The following is a 19,211-nucleotide window of genomic DNA, read 5'->3' as shown; positions in this document are numbered from 1 at the left end:
TATTCTGCATGATTAAGGTATTTTCAGCGTCATGTATACGTCTTTTTAACAGATTATCTGACTTAGGTGTGTTTTGAACTGCTTCCTATTTCTCGTATCTAAGAAATGGGAGGCAGTTCACAGAAGAGGGTTTTATTCACTGGTTAAAGAAAATAAATGATGTGGCTTATCTCGAATATAAGCGCAAGTATGAGGAAAACTAAGAACAAAATTCTTACCCCTTTTTTGATACCGCTTTTAAAAAAGATATAAAAATCGATAACCTCTGTCAGAATTAATACTAGAAAAAATAGTAATGGTGGAATAAGTCCCTGTTTCCACAGTAGCCGCATTCCCTGATAAGCCAGAAAACTGACCAATATTACAATACGAACTGTTTTTCTAGAAATCGGTTCTGAAAAATTAAATATCTTCTCGCCAAACATATCTGTTGCCTCCCTATGGACAACAAGAGCAGTTTATTTGTTACTAAAGATTGTAATACTGTCTGATAACCTCGTAATATATAACTATAGTAATTTAACTTGTGATTGGAGGTGCGTATGGAAGTTGGGGAGTGGAGTATTAGTTCGCCAGCATCTAAGTTTTTACTTGGTGCACCATGGTCAGAAAAGCTTGCTCACGGATGGGTTCATCCGCTGCGCATCTCTTCCAATCAGTTTAGAGTTATTGGCTCTTGTTCTTCTTGGCATCCCGGTCTTTTTAAACAGATGGCAGCGTGCACTTCAGATATTCAAGTTGCTTTTACCACAGACAGCTCAGAAGTGGTACTTGATCTAATAATTGATGAAGTTCCTAAGGGATCCTCGTCTGTTTTACAGCTACTTAAAGCCACGTATTTTAGAAAGCTCAGTTCTGTATTTGTGACAGTTAACGGTAAACCTTACAAGAACTTCTCGTTGGATGATGCAGGTGAACAGACACTTTCTATTCATCTAGAAACAGAAATCTCTCAGGATGACCTTGCTAGGCTTCCAGGTTTTAATGACACGCATCACGTGAGTGTTTACTTGCCTTGTTTGCAGAGCGCTTCCGTTAAAAATCTCCGTGGCAATGGCACGTTTTTCTCGCCCGATGAGCCTAAGAAAAAGCTGGTGGTGTTTGGCGATTCTATTGCGCAGGGTTTTGTTGTGGAGCGCCCAGATAAAACTTGGCCGCACTGTCTTGCTAAGCGCATGAAGCTTGAGGTGGTTAACCAGGGAATTGGTGGACAAGTTTATCAGCCTGGCTCGTATACGTTTATTGAGGATGCCTCTTTAGTGGTTGTTGCGCTTGGAGCAAATTATCGATACGAGAAATGCGCAAAATCGCAAGTAACATACGATGTTCAAAATTCGCTCTGGCAGATCTCTCAGATGTATGCGGATACTCGTGTGGTGGTTCTGACGCCCACCCCTTATTTTGAGGATGCGTATCCCACGCACCCTTATTCTTGTTTCGTCGAGATTCCTCAAATTATTGAAGAGGTTGCCGGTAAGTTTGGTTTGCAGTGTATTTCTGGAGAAAAACTGTTACCTCAGGAGAAAAAATATTTTGCCGATGATGTGCATCCAAATTCTAAGGGAGCTGCACTTTTGGCAAAAAACCTGTTTGAGGCCTTAAAACAACCACCTCAGGATAGTCTTTTTTAGACGTCAAGCCTCCCTAGAAGCTCTCTCAAAATTCAACACGAGTTTTTGTCCGGTGAAACTTCTACACTAGAGGTGAAAAACATCTAGAGAGGATACACATGAACATCACTAATCCTTTTGCACCTCATTTGATCGGGCAACTGACAGAAGAAACTCAAGCCCTTGTAGCTGAGCAAATTGCTAAGGGCACCTTAAGCCCTTACGCGTGCAAAAATGAAGACATCATTCGCCGAAATTCCACCCATGATCAGGCATCGCTTTTGCGTCCCGCTTTCATGCGAGATGTCGAGAAAATCATGCATACCCCTGCGTATAACAGGCTAAACGGCAAAACACAGGTCTTCTCGTTCCGTGCGCATGATGATATTACGCGCCGTGGCCTTCATGAGCAGCTTGTTTGTAGAGTTGCTAAAGATATTGGACGTGCACTTGGCCTTAACCTTGATTTGATTGAGGCAATTGCTCTTGGTCATGACGTGGGCCATACTCCTTTTGGTCATGCAGGGGAGTATTTCCTCAATGATATTTATCACGAGCAAACGGGACGTTGGTTTTTCCACAACGTACAGAGCGTACGTGTGCTTGATGGCCTCTATGCAAGAAATCTCTCTTTACAGACGCTTGATGGAGTAATTTGTCACAACGGCGAGTTTGAGCAGCAGATACTTCAAATGAGTGATCTTTCAACTTTTGATGAGTTTGACAAGGTTGTAGAAGATTGTTGGGAGAGAGGTCCTCAGGCTATTGCTCACCTGCGTCCTATGACGCTCGAAGGGTGCGTTATGCGCATCTCGGACATTATTGCGTATGTTGGAAAAGACAGACAGGATGCGCTTCGTGCTGGCGCTGCAACAGAAGAAACGTTTGATGATGGCCTTGGTGGCGCCTATAACGCATGGGCTACCTCTGCTTTTGTTGCAGACATTGTTCAGAATAGCTTTGGTAAGCCTCAGATTTCTCTCTCAGAAGAGGCGTTTAAAGAGATGAAACGAGCAAAGCGCGAGAATTACCAGAAGATTTATGGTGCATCAGAAGCCAATGGTGATTTCTCTGAAGACATTAAGCACCTGTTTGAGAAGTTGTACGAATACGAGTTGTCCTCGCTTAAATCTGGTGATCAGAGCCTTGCAATCTTTAAGCATCATATTGAGCCAGTAAGCAGGCACCTTTCTAGGTACGGCCATACGTATGAGTGGAAGAGTGACGTGCATCGTACTGTTGTTGATTTTATTTCCGCAATGACCGATGACTACTTTGTGGCTACCTGTGAAGCACTTTTCCCAGAAGCTCAGGAGCTCTTTCCAAAGAGGAGCTACTTTGCAGAAGGGGTACGTGCGTAAGGTTTACCACTCAGTCACGGTGTGGCAAACGGGCACGTAAAGAGCATTTGTGCTGAGCGGGCTTCTCGCCAAGCTTTTATGTTTGAGACGGGGTAAAATATCTGCATGGATACTTTATTTTCTGGCATGGAACGTGCCGCTAAAAAAGCTAATGCACCACTTGCTGCCCGCATGCGTCCTACCACGCTTGATGGATACGTGGGTCAGGAAGATGCGGTTGGCCAAGGCTCCTGGCTGCGCAAGGCAATTGAGCACGATACACTCTCGTCCGTTTTGCTGTATGGTCCAGCTGGCACTGGAAAGACTACGCTTGCGCGCATTATTGCTCATACAACGCACGCAGAATTTGTAGAAGTATCTGCAATTACAGGCACCGTTAAAGATCTTCGCAGAGAGATTGAGGCCGCAGAATCAAGGCTTTTAACTGCAGGTAGAAGAACTATTCTGTTTATTGATGAAATTCATCGTTTTACGCGCTCTCAGCAAGATGCCTTGCTTCACGCAGTAGAAGACAGAATAGTTGTACTTATTGGGGCTACTACAGAAAACCCCTACTTTGAGGTTAACAGTGCTCTGATTTCTCGCTCTCGTGTAGTGGAACTGCATGCATTGTCAGATGCAGCAATCGATGAGCTCATTCAGCGAGCACTTGAATCAGAGGATGGCCTAGCAGGCGCATTTGTCCTGGAAGAAGATGCTCGTAAAGAGATTGTGACGCTTGCAGGCGGAGATGGCCGCGCAGCCCTAACTTCTCTTGAGCTTGCTTCTCAGATGGTTGACGTTCCAGAATCTGCTGACGGCAAAGCATCTGAGCCGCTTGTTATTACCAAGCAAAACGTTCTTGAGGCAAATCCTCGTCGCGGGCTTCCCTACGATAAAGCAGGAGATATGCACTATGACATTATCTCTGCGTTTATTAAGTCTATGCGAGGTTCAGACCCAGATGCCGCACTCTATTGGCTTGCTCGCATGATTGATGCAGGTGAAGACCCTAAATTTATTGCTCGACGCATTATGATTTTGGCCTCAGAAGATATTGGCAATGCCGATCCTCAGGCGCTACTCATTGCACATGCAGCATTTAGGTCAGCTGAGGTCATTGGATATCCCGAGTGCAGAATTAACCTTGCGCAAGCGGTTATTTATATGGCACTAGCTCCAAAGTCTAATGCTGCAGAAGCAGGTATTGATGCTGCCCTTCATGAGGTAAGAACAGGTCCAAGGCGAGAAGTTCCAAGTTATTTAAGGGATCGTACGCGCCCTGGTTCTGAGGAGTACGGCAACTACTTCTACCCGCATAACTATCCTGGCGGGTGGATTGAACAGCGTTATCTTCCAGAAGGACTTGAACGTGGTGCGTTCTTCTCGCCATCTCCAAGAGGTTGGGAAGCGTGGAGAATTGCAGCTACAGAGCGTGATCGTCACGAGGAAGTCTAGGATTTTGAATTACTCAAGTGGGAGCATCAAGAAGGCGCTCCTCGGGTAAAATAAAAAGAACTGTAACCGTTAGCTTTGAGGGATGGCATAGATGGATTACCTACAGATTGCCCTTGTAGTCTTAGCCGTAGTTGGTGTTTGGGCTATTGTCGAGGTTGCTCTGACCCTAAGAACAACAAGAAAGTCAATTACTGAGATTACACTCTCGGCTAACAATACCATTGAGCAGATTCAGCCTGTTATTTCAAAGATTGATGGCATGGTTGATGAGCTTGATCCAACCATTAAGCAGCTACCTGCACTCATGCAGAAGGTTGATGAGGCTGCAGAGAACGCTAATACCTCTCTTGAGAGCCTCAACGTAGTTCTTGGTGATGTGGCAACCGTTTCTGGTGCAGCTTCTGCAGTAACTGCAACAGTCAGTAAGGCTGCAAGCGATGCGGTGACAGGCGTTGTTGAGTCTGTTTCAAAGCTGGGAACTGGTCTTGGCGGATCTTTGAATCCCTCTAAGCTTGCTGAGGTAGCTCAGGCTCGCCTGAGCGGTGCGACTGCTTCCGCACAGCAGAGTGCGCAGCGCGCTCAGGAGTATCTTGAGGAGCTTCCTTTACTTTCTCAGGACAAGACAAAGCATTCTAAACCAGCTCGCACTGAGCAGTTCTATATTGAGTACGGTTCTGAGTCTTCTCAGAAGACTGAGGAGTAGATTGTAATGGCACAAAAAATTGTTGAGCTTTCCGCTCCAGCAGATCCAACATTTGCTCGTTCAGTCAGAATGATGGCTGCTAATCTTGCTGTTTTGTGCAAGATGAACGTTGATGAGCTTGAAGATGTCAAAATGGCCGCAGAAGAGGGCTTTGTCTTTGCTTGCGGCACTCAAAAAGACTCTGTAGATATTACGTTTACCCTCGAAGACAATACTATGGCTATTGATTTTTACTTGGGTGATGAGGATCCAGTTGAGTCTGAGACAGATAATTCTCAGCCACTAGAACTTGTAGAGCTATTGCTCTCCGCTATTTGTGATGAGTTTGCGCTTAGCGATGACGGTTATACGCTTCATCTTGTAAAAATTTCTGGCGGTGCACATGCCTAAACCTGAAGCTAACGAGGCAGTACAGGCATCTGCAGAAGAGCAGAAAGCCGCAAGAAGAGCTGCTCGTCGTGCTTCTAAAGGTACCCCGGCCTGGGATAAAGATAGAACACGAAAGCTCTTTGCCCAATATAAAGAAACAAAAGACCCTGAGGTAAGAGACCAGCTTATTGTGAGTCACTTAAACCTCGTGCGCTTTTTGGCCTCCAAGTTTAAAAACCGTGGAGAACCCCTTGATGATTTGATTCAGGTGGGAACCATTGGACTTATCAAGGCAATTGATAGGTTTGAGCCTGATCGTGGTCTTGAATTTACAACATATGCAACGCCAACCATCATGGGAGAAATCAAGCGTCACTTCCGCGATAAAGGCTGGTCAGTACGTGTTCCTCGCCGTTTGCAGGAGCTTTCTTCCAAGATTAATCAAGTCACTGATGATTTGACTAAAGAGCTGCAAAGAAGCCCTTCAATTGAAGAGATCGCCCAGCGCCTTGATACTAACGTTGAAGAAGTTCTTGAGGCTATGGAGTCTTCTAGCGCTTATAGCTCTGTTCCTCTTGAGGGAGGGGGCTCTGGTGCTGATGGCGACGAGACTCCTTCAATCATTGATCAGTATGTGACCGAGGATGAAGATCTTGCTGGTTCAGACGACCGCATTGTTCTTGAAGAAGCTATCAGGGATTTCTCGCCACGAGAGCAAGAGATTATTCGTATGCGTTTTGTTGAAGGTCTTACTCAGGTAGAGATTGCGGAGAAACTTAATATCTCTCAGGTACAGGTTTCAAGGCTGCTTCGTCGCACCTTAAAGCGTATCCAAGAAAAGATTGACCCAGAAAGCGTGAACCGTTAATGGATCAAAAGCATCAAAACTTCTCCGATTCAGCTCAAAAATGGAAACAACGTGGCTTAATGGTGTGGACAGTCATTGGTCTGGCTGCATTGTTTGCACTTGCACTGTATGTTCTTGGCATCCTGGGACAGGCTGTTGAGCTGCTCGCCATTGGCGCAATTGTTGCGTTTGTCTGTAGCCCTGTTACCAATTGGCTTGAAGACAAGGGAGTGCCTCGTGGCATTTCCGCTCTTATCGCGCTTGTTCTTACGCTCATTGTGCTGGTAGGATTTTTGATTTTGATTGCGCAGCCATTGGTATTTGAGCTTACTACGCTGCTCAAAAACGCTCCTTCGTATGCAAGTCAGATAGGAGCAATGGCAAGGGAGTTTTGGCAGAACTTTGATACTCAAAGTAACCCTGCTGTTAGACAGACGGTAGAACTTGCAATTGAACAGGCATCAAGTATTGGAATATCAGTTGCTTCTGGTATTTTGAGTTGGCTTTCCACATCTGCTTTAGGCAACATCTCTTCTATGGCAAACCAACTCATGGTCTTTTTCTTAGGTCTGGTTCTTGCCTATTGGCTTGCCAAAGATTATCCAGTTATTGTCCGTGAGATGGCTATTATTGCTGGTCCTCAAAAAGAGAATGAGTTCAGACTTATTCTTGCAATCTTAAGTAGATCTACCAGTGGATATATGCGAGGCACTATCATTACCTCTGCGGTTAATGGCATTCTTGTGTACTTTGGGTGTCTGATTTTAGGCAACCCTTATGCCGCTCTTATTGGCATGGTTACAGGAATCTTCCATATTATTCCTGTAGTTGGACCGGTTTTCTCGGCAGGTATTGCTCTTATTTTGAGCATCTTGGTAGACCCTGTCATGACCGTATGGACTATCGTTATCTTGATGGTTGCACAAAACGTTGTTGATAACGTGCTTTCACCTTTGGTTATGGCAACTAGCGTTAAAGTTCACCCGGGTCTTTCGCTCGTTGGTATTGTCATTGGCAGCGCTCTTGGCGGAGTAGTTGGAACTATTCTTGCCATACCTTTGACAGCAGCACTGAGGGGCATCTTTGTGTACTTCTTTGAGAAGTATTCGGGCAGACAGATTGTCTCGCCAAATGGCGCGCTTTTTAACTCGACGCAGTATGTGGATGAGTCTGGCGCTATTCTGCCAGAGTATGATGCCCTCGATGACCCAAAGTTCTTTGAGGAGTCGCGTCTTGTTGATCAAGACACTACGGCTCATGTGCGCAGCAAGTCTTCAGCTCCCGCACCCAAGATTCTTGGACATGATTTTTCTCAGTTACTTTTTAGGAATACTCAAGAAGTTACTAAGGAACCAGATAAACCATCGTCAGATGCGGTAGACTCAGACAGTACAAAAGAGTAGTTATTTGAATACGGAGAAGTACTTTATGGCTGACTATAAAACAATGACAACAGCAGAGATTCGCGAGAACTTCCTAAGCTTCTTTGAGAGCAAGGGTTGCAAGCGCTATCCTTCTTCATCTCTGGTGCCTTCTGATCCTTCGCTGCTTCTTGCTAATGCTGGCATGAACCAGTTCAAGGAGTATTACCAGGGCATCAAGACTATGAAGGAGATTGGCGCAACTTCCTGCCAGAAGTGCCTTCGTACTAACGATATTGACAACATTGGCGACTCTCGCCATCTCTCATTCTTCGAGATGCTGGGTAACTTCTCCTTTGGTGGTTACACCAAGCGCGATGCATGCACCTGGGCAATGGAGTTTATTTCTTCTCCAGAGCACCTTGGCCTGCCTCTTGACCGCCTGTACTTTACTGTTTTTACTGACGACGATGAGGCAATTGAGATTTGGAAGTCTCTTGGCGTAGCAGAAGATCACATCACCCGTCTGGGCGAGGAGGACAACTTCTGGGCAGCTGGTCCAACTGGTCCTTGTGGTCCTTGCTCTGAGATTTACTTTGACCAGGGTCCTGAGTTTGAGGGAGAGGCTCCTGGAGACGATGGCGACCGTTACCTTGAGTTCTGGAACCTCGTCTTTACTCAGTTTGATCGCCAGGAAGATGGTTCTCTGCCTGAGCTTCCTCATCGCAACATCGATACCGGCATGGGCCTTGAGCGTATCGCAGCTATCATGCAGCATGAAGGCACCAACTACGAGGGTGACATCATGCGTACCCTCATCTCTTTGGGCGAGAAACTCTCTGGTAAGAAGTATCACTCAACTGATGAGATTGACCGCAGCCTGCGTATCCTTGCAGACCACTCTCGTGCAGTTACCTTTATGATTGGTGACGGCATTCTCCCTGGTAATGAGGGTAGAAGCTACATTCTTCGCCGCCTGCTCCGTCGCGCTGTCTACCACGGCCGCTTACTGGGCATTCAGGGCACCTTCATGGCAGAGTACGCACATGAGGTTGCCGTTCTGCTTGGCGCAGAATACCCAGAGCTTGTCGAGAAGAGCGCTCTTATCGATGGCATTCTGACTGCAGAAGAGGAGCGCTTTGGCGCTACGCTTGACGCAGGCGAGTCTAAACTTACTGCAGAGCTTGAGCAGCTTGAGGATGGCGCACAGCTTTCTGGTGAGGTTGCCTTCCTTCTGCACGATACCTACGGATTCCCTATTGATCTTACTCGTGAGATTGCTGCAAATGCAGGTCACGTTGTTGACATGGACGCCTTTGATGCTGCAATGACTGAGCAGCGTGAGCGCGCTCGTAAGTCTGCTAACCGCGATGCCTGGGGCAATGCTCAGAGCATTTGGGTTGCACTTTCTGACCGCCTTGATGAGACCGTCTTTGACGGCTACGACAACAACGAGCTCTCCGGAGTTCGTGTTGTTGCTCTTGTTCAGGATGGACAGGAGGTTGAGTCCGCTTCTGCTGGCTCTGAGGTTGAGGTTGTACTTGACCGCACGCCTTTCTATGCAGAGATGGGCGGCCAGGTTGGTGATACCGGCAAGCTGACAGCTCCTGGTCTCTACGTTCACGTCACTGATACCAAGCACCGTGACGGCGGTCTTGAGTCCCACGTTGGCGTGGTAGAGGAGGGCACCATCTCTGTTGGTGACTCTGTCACCGCAACTATCGACGCTGGTCGTCGTGAACTTATCCGCCGCAACCACACGGCAACTCACCTGCTTGACGCTGCACTTAAGAAGGTTTTGGGCGACCACGTTAACCAGGCTGGTTCTCTTGTTGCTCCAGATCGTATGCGCTTCGACTTTACGCACTTTGAGGCTCTTACTAAAGATGAGCTTGATCGCATTGAGGGCATGGTAAACGCAGAAATCTTTGCTGCTAAGCCTGTTGTTACTCAGATTATGAGCATTGAGGATGCAAAGGCCGCTGGTGCTGTTGCACTCTTTGGCGAGAAGTACGGTGATGTCGTACGCGTTGTCTCTGCTGGTGCAGAAGACACTCCATTCTCTCGTGAGCTCTGCGGTGGTACTCACGCACGTAACACAGCAGACCTTGGCCTCTTTAAGATTATTTCTGAGAGCTCCGTTGGTTCTAACTCAAGGCGTATTGAGGCGGTAACTTCTATGGGCGCTATCGAGTACGTTGATGAGCGTCTGGCTCAGCTTGATGAGGTTGCCGCAGCTCTGAAGGTTCGTCCTTCTGCTGTTGCAGACCGCGTTGAGCAGCTGCAGCAAGATCTTCGCACTGCAAACCATAAGCTTGAGGCCGCTCTTACCGGAGCAGGCAGCAACCAGGTAGCAGAAGCACTTAAGTCTGCTGTTCAGCTTAATGGCTATAGCTGTGTAATTGCTAAGCTTGAGGGCCTTTCTGGCAAAGAGCTCCGCTCTGCTTGGGATGGCATCCGTGATGCATCTGACGGCCAGCCTGTTGCTTGCGTCATTGCATCCGCAACCGCTGGCGGTAAGGTTTCCCTGCTTGCAGGTGCCACTGATTCTGCAGTTGCAGCGGGCTTCTCGGCAGGAGATATTGTCAAAGAGATTGCAGAGCTTGTTGGTGGCCGTGGTGGCGGTAAGCCAGCAATGGCGCAGGCAGGCGGCTCAAATGCTGCAGGAATTGACGCAGCGCTTGAGGCTGCAAGAGCAAAGCTTGGTGCGTAACGTTTGCGTGTTTTAGCTCTAGATATTGGTGAAGTGCGCATCGGGGTTGCTGTAAGTGACCCCGATGGTGCTATTGCGTCACCTGTTTGTGTGCTTCCTGCGCAAGAGGTGCTCTCACATGCGCGTACGTTTAAAGCTGTGCTTGAAGATTGGGAGCCAGAGCTACTTTTGTGCGGTCGTCCTAAAACGCTCGCCGGCGAAGATGGACCACAGGCCCAAAAAATTACCGCTCAAGCTGAGCAAATTGCGAAGAACTGCCAACTTCCATTAGAATTTACTGACGAAAGACTTTCTTCTGCGGAAGCGAAGAAGATTCTTCGAGCGCAAGGTTTATCTGAGAAAGCCATGCGTGGAAAAGTTGACATGGTTGCTGCTTCGCTCTTTTTGCAATCATGGCTTGATGCACAGATGAATAAGGGAGACTAAATGCCCACCCTATCCAATGGTTCTTCTCCGCGTCGTCAAGGCGCACATTTTTCTTCTCCTGTACCAGAAGGACAGGCTCAGGAAGAGCAGACTCAGCAGGAACAGATCACGCAGCCTTCAGTTGAGGCTACAGGATCGCTGCCTGCACTTACTGGTGGCAAGCTTTCTTCAAGAAGCGCTCAAGTCACTCATATGGCAAAGAACAAGCAGGTAAAGCATAGAGATAAGAAGGCTTCAAAGCGTTCTCGTATTTTTGCGGCACTTATTGCTTTTATCATGGTTGCGGCCCTTGGCATCTTTGTATGGAAAGTGGCGCTTCCAGAGCTTTCTCGTGCTAATTCCGACACGCAAGAAATTACCGCTGGTCAGCAAGTTACCGTTACTATTCCAGATGGTGCTGGTGCGCAGGAAGTGGCAAAGATTCTTTTTGAGAACAAGATTATTGCCACTAAGAGTGAGTTCTTAAACCAGGTAAAGCGCCAGGATGCTGAGCAGAAAATTAAGAGCGGTATCTATGTTATTACCACTGGCGCCAAACCAGCTGACATTGTAAATCTGCTTGTTTCTGGTCCTAATGCTCCTGGTAGTGGCTTTGTTGTACCAGAAGGCTATACCGTTTCTCAGGTTGCAGATTTGGTTCAGAACTACTTTGGCATTTCTCGTGATGATTTCTTGAATCAGGCAAAAGCATCCAATTATGTTGCCGACTATCCGTTCCTTGCAGGTGCGGTAGATGCTAATGATTCTCTTGAGGGCTACTTGTTCCCCAAGACCTATACCTTTACAGAAAGCAATGTGACTGCCGATACGGTCATCCGTGCCATGCTTGATCAGTTTGAGACAGAGACAGCTAATCTTAACCTGGATGCCGCTCGTATTACGCTCAATAAGCGTTACAACTTGAATCTTACTAACGAGCAAATCATTATCATGGCATCGATTATTGAGCGAGAAGCCCTGACTGATGATGACCGTCCTAAGGTTGCATCTGTCTTCTACAACCGCCTGTACGATGATATGTACCTGCAGAGTGACGCAACTCTTGCTTATTCCCTGGGTAGGGAAGCTACCGCAGAAGAGCTCAGCTCGATGACAAGCGACCCCTATAACACGTACGCGTTTAAGGGTTTGACTCCTACGCCTATTTGCTCTCCAGGCTATGCCTCCATTAAGGCGGCTATGGATCCAGCAGCAACCAATTATTACTACTTCTGGATTACCTCCGATGAGCACGTCTTCTCTGAGACCTATGACGAGCATCAGCAGGCTATTGAAAACGCACGTGAGCGTGAAGCCGCAAGCAAGCAATAGTTGGTGTGGGCATGAGCTTGATTAAAGCAACACAATACGTTTCTGCTGTTGAGCATATCTCAATAGAGGATTTGGTTCAGCAGGGGATTAAACTTGTGCTCTTAGATCGCGATAATACCTGTGTGCCCCGAGACACCAAGATGGTGCCGCCAGAGGTTTCTGCTTGGTTTGAGAAGGCTCATGCGGCTGGATTAACGCTCTGTCTCATCTCCAATAACATTCACCTCAATGAGGTCCAGCGTAGCGCTCACGAGCTGGGAATTGAAGGAGAAGGCTTTGCGTGTAAGCCGCTTCCTCGCGTGCTAACTGCTGCTATGAAGCGTTTCTCGGCAACTAAAGAGCAAACCGTGATGGTGGGAGACCAGATTTTTACCGATGTTATTGCAGGTAATTTGGCTGGTGTTTCAACTATTTTGGTAAAGCCGCAGTCCAATGAGGATCTTTGGTACACCAATATCATTCGTCACGTCGAGCGCCGCATTTTAAAAAATGTAACTTTTACGTCATAACAAGACGGCTTTAGTTTACTTGCTCCAACTCGATGATAGAATCATCTTGAAAGGCTGGAGGAGTATGGAGCTTCGCGATTCAAGATACGTTGTACATGAGGGCTGTGATCATATCTTTTTTGTAGGCTTTCTGGGTGCCGGAAAGTCCACACTCGCACGTAATTTGGGCGAGCTGTTTCACCGTCGTTATGTTGACACCGATCGCCTAGCAGAGCGTATAGCAGGTAAATCACTGGCAGAAATCTACGAAGATGACGGTGAAGAGCTTTTTAGGCAGGCAGAAACTGAGGTTTTACACACGCTTAAGTCTAAGAAGTCACTGCTCGTAAGCTGCGGCGGTGGAATTGTCGAGAAGGACGTCAATCTTGCGCTTATGCGTGAGATGGGAGTCATTGTGTTTCTCGACGGCGATCTTTCTGACTCGCTTCGCCAAATTCAGCGCACGGATAGGCGTCCCGATCTGGGAAGCTTTGAAAACGCTACTCAGCTCTATAGACGCCTGCGCCCGCGTTATGAGGCCGCTGCTGATATTACTATTGATATTCGTGAGAAAACGTTTGAGCAGGTAGCCATTGATTCTGGCAAGCTGCTTTGGGAAAGAGGTCTTCTATGAGTGACAATGTCCAGGCTGAGCTTGAAGAGGAATTGCCACCTGTTCAGATTAAACAGTGGGTTTCTATTCCTGGTGGCTCTATTGCACTTCGTTCTGGTGCAGGCGTTCTTTCAAACTTTGGTACTGAGCTCAGAACCGCAGTGGGAAGACCTCATCGCTGTGCTTTTCTTGTCAGCAATCAGGCAGACGAAGACCTTGCTGAGCTGCTGCGTAGAGACCTCACCACCATCGGTTTTCTCGTCACACGTGTAGATGTAGAAGATGGCAAGGCAGCAACTACCGTGGCAACTGAGGCACAGGTATTGTCTGCTTTGGCAGAAATGCACCTGACAGCTGATGATTTAGTAGTTGCCGTGGGCCACGAGGGCGTCATTTCTCTTGCTAACCACGTGGCAAACAAGTGGTGTGGGGGAGTCTCCCTTGCTACTGTTCCGCTTGATCTAGCAGCTGTTATTGTCTCGTCCATTACTCCTCGCGCGCTTGATACTGACGCTGAGCATCAGCGTCTTGTTACCACTAAGCCTTGTGCTCGTTTCTGCTTTGCAGATCTTGAGGTTATGGATCTTTGCGATGACAGCGCTAAGGTTGCCCAGGTATGTATGGTTGCAACGGCTATGTCTGATAACGAGGCGGAGTTTGGACGCATTTGGGATAGAGCAGATAACCTCTCCTCTGGAGTTGCCGATATAGTTGCAGAGCAGCTGGCAGAGTCTACTAAGACCCGTGGCCGTCTCTCTGATTCTTCCGCTATTGCTATTCAGCAGTCTGTCCCTTACGGTTGGGTTTTTGTGGAGGCACTTCGCCCGCTCATCCCAGCTGATCAGCCTCTTTCTGCACTTTATGCAGACGCACTGCGTTTCTCGGCAAGAATTGCAGTAGCTAAAGAGGCGCTTTCTTTTGACGATATGCTTGCCCAAGACGAGATTCTTGAGCGCTTGAATATTGGTTTTGTTACCTGTGACATTACTTCTGAGCAGCTTATCGAAGCGCTCAAACAAGAATGTTTCCATTCTACTAATCGTTTTATGTTGCCGATTCCAATGTCTATTGGAAGGGTAAGATTAGCATCGGTCGACGAGGAACTTCTCGCCGAGCATGCCCGCGCTTGGTGTGAGGCTCACGCTTCGCATTAAAGCGCCGCATCTTGCAGTAAGGAGCCTGTTTGCTGATGCGGCTCCACTAGGTGCAACTCTTTGTTGTAAACATCTCGAGAAGGGATTTGAAATGGCAGATTTACAGGCAGCAGCAAAGCGCGTTGCGCGCTTTCGCGAGGTAATGGCTCAGAGGGGTTACGACGCTGTTGTTCTACGTCACAACCCAGACCTTCGTTGGTTGACTGACGCTGAGCGTGTCTTTGACTTTGAGCAGGCACATACTGCATTTATTACGCAGGATGGGCTCTTCATGCACACTGACTCTCGTTACTACAACACATTCCTGGAGCGCCTTGGTGCTGATTCTCCATGGAAGTTTGACCAGGAAGTCGCTACTCCTACCGAGTGGGTTGCCGCTCATATTGCTGAGGCTCGTGCTCGCGTAGTTGCTATTGAGGACACCGTTGATCTTGCGTTCTTTGATGGCCTTGAGCAGGCATTGCGCGATCGTTCTGTTGCTGCTTTGCTTCCACGCATGCATGGTGATATTGCTGAGCTGCGTATTGTTAAAGACCCAGCTGAAATTGAGCTTATGAAGCACGCTCAGTCAATTACTGACAAGGCGTTCCTCCACATCTGCAAGTACATTAAGCCAGGTCTTACTGAGCAGCAGATTCGCGCAGAGCTTGAGAACTACATGCTCTCTAACGGTGCAGATGCCCTGTCCTTTGATTCCATCATTGCTTCTGGTCCTAATGGTGCTAATCCTCATGCACAGCCAGGTGAGCGCGTAGTTCAGACAGGCGACATGATTGTTATGGACTACGGTGCAGGTTACCTGGATTACCACTCAGATATGACCCGTACTGTTGTTGTTGGCGCACCTTCCGAGGAGCAGCAGCACGTCTTTGACGTTGTCCGCAAGGCAAACGAAACTTGCGCGGCAGCTATTCATGCAGGTGTCACTGGTTCTGATATTCATAACCTTGCAGTTAAGGTTATCTCTGAGGCTGGCTATGGTGAGTACTTTGGCCATGGCCTTGGCCACGGTGTTGGCGTTGAGATTCACGAGCGTCCATTCTTCAACCCTCGCTGGAACAAGGTTATTGCAGCAGGTTCTGTTGTTACTGATGAGCCTGGCATTTACCTGCCTGGCAAGTTTGGTATCCGCCTTGAGGACTTTGGTGTTGTTACTGAGGACGGCTATGACGTCTTTACTCAGTCCACGCACGATCTTGTGTCCGTTGGCTGCTAACGAGCTACGATATACAGAATTTTTGCGGTCAGAAGCTTTAGGTTTCTGGCCGCATTTTTTGTTCACCTTTAGGGCGAGAAGGTCTTCTCGCCCTAAAATTGGCTTATAAAACCTAAAAAATCTAAAAAGAGTTAGGTTAGTGAAGACACGCTTCAGATATATGTAATAAAATCAGAAAAGTAAATGTTATTTTCATTGTTATGTTTACAGTTTCATTTGTTTTATTAGGTAGAAAAGAAGGAGGTAGAAGTGGTTAGTATCGTTCTAGCCAGCCATGGCAAATTTGCCGAGGGCATCAAAGATTCTGGCGGCATGATTTTTGGACCACAGGAAGGCGTTGTAGCTGTAACGCTTACTCCTGATATGGGCCCAGATGACCTGCATCAGAAGATTCTCGACGCAATTGCCACGCTTGAAGATCAAGAGCATGTCTTGTTCTTGGTTGACCTATGGGGTGGCACCCCCTTTAACCAGATTTCTCGCGTTCTTGAGGAAGAGGGTAAAGAGGATTGGGTTGCTGTTACTGGCCTTAACCTCCCAATGCTTATTGCAGCTTATGGCTCTCGTCTTGGCGTAGATACTGCGGCTGAGGTAGCAAAAGAGATTTACTCTGAAGCTCGTATGGGCGTAAAGATTAAGCCAGAAGAGCTTGAGCCACAAGAGGCAACACCTACTGATGTTCCTGCTGCTCCAGCAGCACCTCAGGGTGCAATTCCTGCGGGTACTGTTATTGGTGATGGCAAGCTTAAGATTGTTCTTGCTCGTATTGATACCCGTCTTCTGCATGGTCAGGTTGCAACTACGTGGACAAAGATGACCAAGCCAGATCGCATTATTGTCTGCTCTGACGGTGTTGCTCAAGATGAGCTCCGCAAGACCATGATTATTCAGGCAGCTCCTCCAGGAGTACATGTTCACGTTGTCCCTATTAAGAAGATTATTGAGATTGCTCACGACACTCGTTTTGGTAATACCAAGGCAATGCTTCTGTTTGAGACTCCTCAAGATATGCTTCGCGCAATTGAGGGTGGCGTAGAAATCAAGGAAGCAAACCTTGGTTCTATGGCTCACTCTGTTGGCAAAGTTGTTGTTACCAACGCAGTTGCTATGGATGAGGACGACGTAAAGACCCTTGAGGCCATCCGCGAGTGCGGTACAAAGTTTGATGTTCGTAAGGTTCCTGCAGACAGCGCAGAGAACTTTGAGGCAATGCTTAAAAAAGCTAAGTCCGAGCTTGGCGCCCGTAAGTAACTAGAAGGAGGTAGAAATGACACCTATCACAATACTGCTTGTCGTAATTGTTGCTCTTCTCGCTGGCATGGAAGGTATTCTTGACCAGTGGGAGTTCCACCAGCCCCTGGTTGCTTGCTCACTAATTGGCCTTGTGACTGGTCACCCTGCTGAGGGAATTATCCTCGGCGGTTCTCTTCAGATGATTGCTCTTGGTTGGGCAAACATCGGAGCTGCAGTTGCACCAGACGCAGCTTTGGCATCTGTTGCATCTGCAATCATCATGGTTTTGGCACTTAACGGTGGAGACACTGACACCACCGCTGCTATTAACACCTCTATTGCACTTGCAATTCCTCTGTCCGTAGCAGGCCTGTTCCTCACCATGATTGCTCGTACCATCGCAACTGGTATTGTCCATGCAATGGATGCAGCTGCCGAGAAGGGCGATTTTGCTGCAATCGAGCGTTGGCACATTGTGGCCATCTTTATGCAGGGCGCACGTATTGCTGTTCCTGCAGCTGCTCTTTGCTTCATTGACCCAGCTATTGTCACTGACGCTCTGAACGCAATGCCTAAGTGGCTCACTGGCGGTATGGCAGTTGGTGGCGGCATGGTTGCTGCTGTTGGTTATGCAATGGTTATCAACATGATGGCTACTCGTGAGGTTTGGCCATTCTTTGCACTTGGCTTTGTCTTTGCAGCTATTAACCAGCTCACCCTTATTGCTCTTGGTGTTATTGGCGTTTGCCTTGCTATTCTCTACATTGGTCTTAAAGACCTTGCTAAACAGGGCGGCGGCTCAGGCGGTGGATCTGGTGATCCGCTCGGCGACATCATTGATAACTACTAATTCTGAAGGAGTGTGATAACAATGGAGAATAAGATTCAGCTTTCTAAGAAAGACCGTATGTCTGTTGCTCTTCGTCACCAGTTCCTTCAGGGTTCTTGGAACTACGAGCGTATGCAGAATGGTGGTTGGGCATTCTCAATGATTCCAGCCATCAAAAAGCTTTATCCAAACAAAGAGGATCAGGTAGCAGCTCTTAAGCGTCACCTTGAGTTCTACAACACTCATCCTTATGTTTCTGCACCAGTCATGGGTGTTACCCTTGCACTGGAAGAGGGACGTGCTAACGGTGAGCCTATTGACGACGTTGCAATTCAGGGCGTCAAGGTAGGCATGATGGGCCCTCTGGCCGGTGTTGGTGACCCAGTCTTCTGGTTTACCGTCCGTCCAATTCTTGGAGCACTTGGCGCATCTATTGCTCTTGGTGGCTCTGCACTTGGCCCCATTCTCTTCTTTGTTCTGTGGAACGTTATCCGCCTTATCTTCCTGTGGTACACCCAGGAGTTTGGTTACAAGGCAGGCGCTTCAATTTCTTCCGATCTTTCTGGCGGCATGCTGGGCAAGATTACTGAGGGCGCTTCTATTCTTGGTATGTTTATCATTGGCGCCTTGGTACAGCGTTGGGTTTCAATTTCATTTACCCCAGTTGTTTCTACCATTCCTCAGCAGGCAGGTGCTTACATTGACTGGACAAGCATTCCTTCAGGAGTAGACGGAATGTATCAGGCTTTGAAGCTTTACTCTGTTCTTGGACCAAATGGTCTTGATCCAGTGAAGGTAACCACACTTCAGTCCAACCTTGATTCCCTTGTTCCTGGACTGGCAGCTGTTGGTCTGACACTGCTCTGCTGCTCACTGCTTAAGAAGAAGGTCTCTCCAATTGCTATCATCCTGGCTCTCTTTGCCGTTGGTATTATTGGTCGACTCCTTGGCTTTATGTAATGAGTAAGCGTACGCTCTAGTACTTAAAGTCGCACGAATATGGGTCGCGCTCTATAATGGGTGCGACCCATTTTTTGAAAGGATTGTATGGCTCAGTCTCAAAACAGTACGGTTGACTTCACCGCAAAGGCAACGTCATTCCACGGGCTAGCTACGTATGGCGATATCCTTATTGGCAACAAGGCCTTTGAGTTCTACAACCAAAAAAATCCCGAAGATTACATTCAGATTCCCTGGGATCAGATAGATCATGTGGCTGCCTCAGTTATGGGACGCACCAAAAGCATTTCTCGCTTTGCCATTTTTACTAAAAGCAATGGTAATTATTCGTTTTCTACGCGAGACAACAAGGCAACACTGAGGGCAATTCGCGCCTATATAGGGGAGGAGAAACTCGTGCGTTCTCCAAACTTCTGGTTTGTCTTTAAGCACGGACTTATGGCAATTCCACAGCTTCCTCGCCTTATTAAAGAGAGTTTTATTAAAAAGAAGTAAGCAAATTTTGCATTTTCACAAGAGCCGCCAGCACGGAAGGCGTGAAACTGATAAAATCCAACATGCATATACGTGTCGCGGGTAG

The 19,211-nt window shown here is 47.6% G+C and carries 18 protein-coding genes; all 18 read left to right on the top strand.

Features of this window, described 5'->3' with window-relative positions:
- Positions 1–542 precede the first annotated feature (542 nt).
- The 18 genes from HMPREF1647_RS02750 (at position 543) to HMPREF1647_RS02665 (ending at position 19,126) form a co-directional block, all read left to right on the top strand.
- The gene (locus HMPREF1647_RS02750) at positions 543–1,631 is read left to right on the top strand and encodes an SGNH/GDSL hydrolase family protein (protein ID WP_035431847.1); all 1,089 of its coding nucleotides are present in this window, start codon (positions 543–545) and stop codon (positions 1,629–1,631) included.
- A gap of 98 nt (positions 1,632–1,729) precedes the next feature.
- Positions 1,730–2,971 carry a deoxyguanosinetriphosphate triphosphohydrolase family protein gene (locus HMPREF1647_RS02745; RefSeq protein WP_035431845.1) on the top strand — a complete coding sequence of 414 codons (1,242 nt, stop codon included), beginning with the start codon at positions 1,730–1,732 and terminating at the stop codon, positions 2,969–2,971.
- A gap of 105 nt (positions 2,972–3,076) precedes the next feature.
- Complete coding sequence (locus HMPREF1647_RS02740) at positions 3,077–4,408, top strand: replication-associated recombination protein A (RefSeq protein WP_035431843.1); 1,332 nt, start codon at positions 3,077–3,079, stop codon at positions 4,406–4,408.
- 91 nt (positions 4,409–4,499) lie between these two features.
- Positions 4,500–5,111 (top strand): hypothetical protein, encoded by a 612-nt coding sequence (locus tag HMPREF1647_RS02735; protein ID WP_035431841.1) that lies wholly within the window; start codon positions 4,500–4,502, stop codon positions 5,109–5,111.
- Between the two features lie 6 nt (positions 5,112–5,117).
- The gene (locus HMPREF1647_RS02730) at positions 5,118–5,501 is read left to right on the top strand and encodes a serine/threonine protein kinase (RefSeq protein ID WP_035431839.1); all 384 of its coding nucleotides are present in this window, start codon (positions 5,118–5,120) and stop codon (positions 5,499–5,501) included.
- Positions 5,494–6,348 (top strand): SigB/SigF/SigG family RNA polymerase sigma factor, encoded by an 855-nt coding sequence (locus tag HMPREF1647_RS02725; protein WP_035431837.1) that lies wholly within the window; start codon positions 5,494–5,496, stop codon positions 6,346–6,348. Before HMPREF1647_RS02730 ends, HMPREF1647_RS02725 begins: the two co-directional genes overlap by 8 nt.
- Positions 6,348–7,730, top strand: a complete 1,383-nt coding sequence (locus tag HMPREF1647_RS02720; protein WP_035431836.1) for an AI-2E family transporter — start codon at positions 6,348–6,350, stop codon at positions 7,728–7,730. Before HMPREF1647_RS02725 ends, HMPREF1647_RS02720 begins: the two co-directional genes overlap by 1 nt.
- 25 nt (positions 7,731–7,755) lie before the next feature.
- Positions 7,756–10,401, top strand: coding sequence for an alanine--tRNA ligase (gene alaS, locus HMPREF1647_RS02715; RefSeq protein ID WP_035431834.1), 2,646 nt, complete (start codon positions 7,756–7,758; stop codon positions 10,399–10,401).
- A 3-nt stretch (positions 10,402–10,404) separates the two neighbouring features.
- Positions 10,405–10,827, top strand: coding sequence for a Holliday junction resolvase RuvX (gene ruvX / locus HMPREF1647_RS02710; protein WP_035431832.1), 423 nt, complete (start codon positions 10,405–10,407; stop codon positions 10,825–10,827).
- Entirely contained in the window at positions 10,828–12,138 is a 1,311-nt protein-coding gene (gene mltG / locus HMPREF1647_RS02705) for an endolytic transglycosylase MltG (RefSeq protein ID WP_035431830.1), read from the top strand. It begins immediately after the preceding gene.
- Between the two features lie 11 nt (positions 12,139–12,149).
- A complete protein-coding gene (locus tag HMPREF1647_RS02700) occupies positions 12,150–12,647 on the top strand; it encodes a YqeG family HAD IIIA-type phosphatase (protein WP_035431828.1) in 498 nt (165 codons plus the stop codon).
- Between the two features lie 64 nt (positions 12,648–12,711).
- Positions 12,712–13,260, top strand: coding sequence for a shikimate kinase (locus HMPREF1647_RS02695; protein ID WP_035431826.1), 549 nt, complete (start codon positions 12,712–12,714; stop codon positions 13,258–13,260).
- On the top strand, positions 13,257–14,393 hold the full coding sequence (locus HMPREF1647_RS02690) for a 3-dehydroquinate synthase (protein ID WP_035431824.1): 1,137 nt from the start codon (positions 13,257–13,259) through the stop codon (positions 14,391–14,393). Before HMPREF1647_RS02695 ends, HMPREF1647_RS02690 begins: the two co-directional genes overlap by 4 nt.
- 91 nt (positions 14,394–14,484) lie before the next feature.
- Positions 14,485–15,609, top strand: coding sequence for a M24 family metallopeptidase (locus HMPREF1647_RS02685; protein WP_035431822.1), 1,125 nt, complete (start codon positions 14,485–14,487; stop codon positions 15,607–15,609).
- Between the two features lie 249 nt (positions 15,610–15,858).
- The gene (locus tag HMPREF1647_RS02680) at positions 15,859–16,860 is read left to right on the top strand and encodes a PTS sugar transporter subunit IIB (RefSeq protein WP_035431820.1); all 1,002 of its coding nucleotides are present in this window, start codon (positions 15,859–15,861) and stop codon (positions 16,858–16,860) included.
- Positions 16,861–16,876: 16 nt separating this feature from the next.
- A complete protein-coding gene (locus HMPREF1647_RS02675) occupies positions 16,877–17,692 on the top strand; it encodes a PTS mannose/fructose/sorbose transporter subunit IIC (protein ID WP_035428020.1) in 816 nt (271 codons plus the stop codon).
- A gap of 21 nt (positions 17,693–17,713) precedes the next feature.
- Positions 17,714–18,631, top strand: coding sequence for a PTS system mannose/fructose/sorbose family transporter subunit IID (locus HMPREF1647_RS02670; protein WP_035431819.1), 918 nt, complete (start codon positions 17,714–17,716; stop codon positions 18,629–18,631).
- An 87-nt stretch (positions 18,632–18,718) separates the two neighbouring features.
- Positions 18,719–19,126 carry a DUF956 family protein gene (locus HMPREF1647_RS02665; protein ID WP_035431818.1) on the top strand — a complete coding sequence of 136 codons (408 nt, stop codon included), beginning with the start codon at positions 18,719–18,721 and terminating at the stop codon, positions 19,124–19,126.
- Positions 19,127–19,211 lie beyond the last annotated feature (85 nt).

This window comes from Lancefieldella parvula DNF00906, from assembly GCF_000758945.1.
Lineage (GTDB): Bacteria > Actinomycetota > Coriobacteriia > Coriobacteriales > Atopobiaceae > Lancefieldella > Lancefieldella parvula_C.
This window is presented reverse-complemented; position numbering and strand designations above follow the sequence as displayed.

Excerpts from the sequence above, each read along its gene's own strand:
- HMPREF1647_RS02720 (WP_035431836.1), top strand. The coding sequence starts at position 6,348 with ATGGATCAAAAGCATCAAAACTTCTCCGATTCAGCTCAAAAATGGAAA.
- HMPREF1647_RS02685 (WP_035431822.1), top strand. The coding sequence starts at position 14,485 with ATGGCAGATTTACAGGCAGCAGCAAAGCGCGTTGCGCGCTTTCGCGAG.
- HMPREF1647_RS02670 (WP_035431819.1), top strand. The coding sequence starts at position 17,714 with ATGGAGAATAAGATTCAGCTTTCTAAGAAAGACCGTATGTCTGTTGCT.
- mltG (WP_035431830.1), top strand. The coding sequence starts at position 10,828 with ATGCCCACCCTATCCAATGGTTCTTCTCCGCGTCGTCAAGGCGCACAT.
- HMPREF1647_RS02735 (WP_035431841.1), top strand. The coding sequence starts at position 4,500 with ATGGATTACCTACAGATTGCCCTTGTAGTCTTAGCCGTAGTTGGTGTT.
- HMPREF1647_RS02725 (WP_035431837.1), top strand. The coding sequence starts at position 5,494 with ATGCCTAAACCTGAAGCTAACGAGGCAGTACAGGCATCTGCAGAAGAG.
- HMPREF1647_RS02740 (WP_035431843.1), top strand. The coding sequence starts at position 3,077 with ATGGATACTTTATTTTCTGGCATGGAACGTGCCGCTAAAAAAGCTAAT.
- HMPREF1647_RS02745 (WP_035431845.1), top strand. The coding sequence starts at position 1,730 with ATGAACATCACTAATCCTTTTGCACCTCATTTGATCGGGCAACTGACA.
- HMPREF1647_RS02665 (WP_035431818.1), top strand. The coding sequence starts at position 18,719 with ATGGCTCAGTCTCAAAACAGTACGGTTGACTTCACCGCAAAGGCAACG.
- HMPREF1647_RS02690 (WP_035431824.1), top strand. The coding sequence starts at position 13,257 with ATGAGTGACAATGTCCAGGCTGAGCTTGAAGAGGAATTGCCACCTGTT.
- HMPREF1647_RS02700 (WP_035431828.1), top strand. The coding sequence starts at position 12,150 with ATGAGCTTGATTAAAGCAACACAATACGTTTCTGCTGTTGAGCATATC.
- alaS (WP_035431834.1), top strand. The coding sequence starts at position 7,756 with ATGGCTGACTATAAAACAATGACAACAGCAGAGATTCGCGAGAACTTC.
- HMPREF1647_RS02695 (WP_035431826.1), top strand. The coding sequence starts at position 12,712 with ATGGAGCTTCGCGATTCAAGATACGTTGTACATGAGGGCTGTGATCAT.
- HMPREF1647_RS02675 (WP_035428020.1), top strand. The coding sequence starts at position 16,877 with ATGACACCTATCACAATACTGCTTGTCGTAATTGTTGCTCTTCTCGCT.
- HMPREF1647_RS02750 (WP_035431847.1), top strand. The coding sequence starts at position 543 with ATGGAAGTTGGGGAGTGGAGTATTAGTTCGCCAGCATCTAAGTTTTTA.
- HMPREF1647_RS02730 (WP_035431839.1), top strand. The coding sequence starts at position 5,118 with ATGGCACAAAAAATTGTTGAGCTTTCCGCTCCAGCAGATCCAACATTT.